This is a genomic window from Kineococcus vitellinus (genome assembly GCF_009906315.1).
Taxonomy (GTDB): Bacteria; Actinomycetota; Actinomycetes; order Actinomycetales; family Kineococcaceae; genus Kineococcus; species Kineococcus vitellinus.
On record NZ_JAAALL010000448.1, the window covers coordinates 1 to 2,376 of the forward strand.

Annotated in this window: 2 protein-coding genes; one reads left to right on the forward strand and one right to left on the reverse strand. The window is 74.6% G+C overall.

The features are described 5' to 3' along the window. A partial coding sequence (locus tag GTQ99_RS22240) for an NADPH-dependent F420 reductase (protein ID WP_205708026.1) occupies window positions 1-757 on the forward strand: 757 nt, incomplete at its 5' end. A gap of 703 nt (window positions 758-1,460) precedes the next feature. Here the strand turns inward: GTQ99_RS22240 and GTQ99_RS22245 are convergent. Next, on the reverse strand, window positions 1,461-2,093 hold the full coding sequence (locus tag GTQ99_RS22245; RefSeq protein ID WP_166617860.1) for a hypothetical protein: 633 nt from the start codon (window positions 2,091-2,093) through the stop codon (window positions 1,461-1,463). Between the last annotated feature and the right edge of the window lie 283 nt (window positions 2,094-2,376).

A 2,376-nucleotide genomic window follows, 5' to 3' on the forward strand; every position in this document is an offset into this window, starting at 1 on the left:
GGGCATCATCGGCAGCGGCAGCATCGGCACGGCCATCGCACGACTCGCCCTCGCGGCGGGGATGGAGGTGGTCCTGTCGAACTCGCGGGGTCCACAGACCTTGACGGAAACGGTGGGTGACCTCGGCGAAGACGCACACGCGGCGACTCCGGAGGAGGCGGCCCGGGCCGGGGACCAGGTCGTGGTCGCCGTCCCGCTGACCGCCTACCGCTCCCTACCCGTCGCAGCCCTGCGGGGCAAGGTGGTCCTGGACACCATCAACTACTACGCCACCCGCGACGGGCACATCGAGGACCTGGACTCGGGGCTGACCACGACGTCCGAGCTGGTCCAGGCCCACCTCGTCGGAGCCCGCACCGTCAAGGCCTTCAACAACATCGCCGCTTTCCACATCCCCGCCCTGGCCCGGCCGGCCGGAGCAGCCGACCGGTCGGCGTTGCCCATCGCCGGCAACGACGCGGCGGCCAGGATGGAGGCGGCGGATCTCATCGATCGTCTCGGGTTCGACACCGTCGATGCCGGTCCGCTGTCGCAGAGCTGGCGCTTCGAGCCGGAGACGGCCGCCTACGCCCCGGCGTACGCGGCCGACCCCGCGGCGGTGCTGCGGGGCTGGCAGCAGATGGTGGACGACCTGCGTGCCGGCCGGGGTCCCCAGCTGCCCGCCCCCGACGCCGGCTCGCCCTTGTCGGCTGTACGACTGGGTGAGCTGCTGGCCGGCGCCGAGCGCAAGCTGACCGCCGACCGGATCGTGGCCTGAGCCCCTTCCAGTGCCGTGGACGCTGGCCGGCGAGTCCGAGGTGGCGCCACCAGCGGTGCGGGAGCGGATCGAGCTGTGGCCCAGCACGACGCCTCGCCCGCGGCGCGGTCATCGACACGAGCGCGAAGTCGCAGCCAGTCGTGATCGCGTCCGTATCGCGGGATGGCCGTGGAGTGGGTGAGGACCCGTTCGCCGCCCGGACCGCCGCTCACCCTTGCTGTCTCAGGCTTTGCAGCTCATCGAGGAGGGAGGACGGCGATGGACCAGACCTGGGAACCGGCCGCCTCCACCTTGGCGTGGTCACGGCGCTTTCGCTGCCCACAGCCGTGCAGGACCTGCTCACGAGCCTGCAGCCACCGCAACCGCTGGAGCACCGCCGCTCACGCCGCGGCAGCACGTGCGCCCGCCCCCTCCGGTCAGCCTCGTGCACCTGCACGAGGCTGACCGGCGACCGCTGCAGCCCCTGCGGCTCGGCGCCGGCGCCTCCCCGGCCCGTGCTGCCCCTGCGGACGTGCTGGCCGGGCGCTCACCGCGCCGGGTCGCTGAGCGGTCCACCGCGCTGCACCTGCTGCTGGTCCCGCCGGGTGTCGACGTGGCCGGACTGACCCGGTCGAACGTCCTGCATCGGGTCCGTGGGGGTGCTGCCGGGGGGCGGCGGGTGGACTCGGCGCTGTGGTGCAGCTGCTCGAGGAGTTCCGTGGTGCTATGGCGCTCGGCGGGCCGCGGCCGTGGTGACCTCCATGCGGTCGAAGGAGCCGCACGCCTTGATCGCATCGCGTGCGACCTCCGGCACCAGGCAAGCAGGTCCAGAGCACGCGGTGGACGCAGGCACCAGGAGGCGCACAGGCGTGCTGCGCTCGAGGCGACCGCTCCTGCCAGGGCGATCCACCGGGCTGCGCCACCTCCGCCCGAGGCTCCACGTCGTTGCCGGGCTGATCGGGGCCCCGCCGCTCGACGCCCAGGCCCGCCCCGAGAGCCCGACGCCCTCGACGAAGGAGGCCTGCAGCGTCACCCGGCGGAACTGCTCGCCGGCGTCACCGAACTCCAGCTCGAAGCGCAGCACGGGCCCACCGTGCTGCCCACCGTGCTGCCCGGAGGCGGGGCCGGACCCGGTGGTGGGTTCGGCCAGGCGCCAGAACGAGCCGTGCTGCCGGTCGAAGTCGCGCCGGATCGTCTCCAGCGCCACCCGGAGCGCCTGCTCCTCGCCGGTGGCGGTGGTCAGCTCGCGGATGAGCGTGGGGACGGCCGCGACGTCCTGCGCGGCCTCCTCCTGGCGCACCGCCTCCGAGGCGCGGGCCAGGGCGCCGGAGACGAGGACGCCGACGGCGCGCAGCACGCCCAGCCGCCCCGGGAGGGGTCCGGGACCTCGGTGGTGGAGGAGTCCACCGTGCCCACGAGGCGACAGAGCCTGCCTGTCGACCGTGACGTCGTTCGGCGCTGAGCGCGTCGGTGACCGGCAGGCCGACGGCCGCACCGTCGTGGCGCGGCCCTCCACCGGCCCTCGATGCCGGCACCGCCGGGCCGGTCGGGTGGCACGCTCCGCACGAGCCCCGGTGGGGACGGGCGGGGGGTTCGGGAGGCGGCACCTGTGGCCGCTCGCGGGGTGGGTGCCGCGGCCG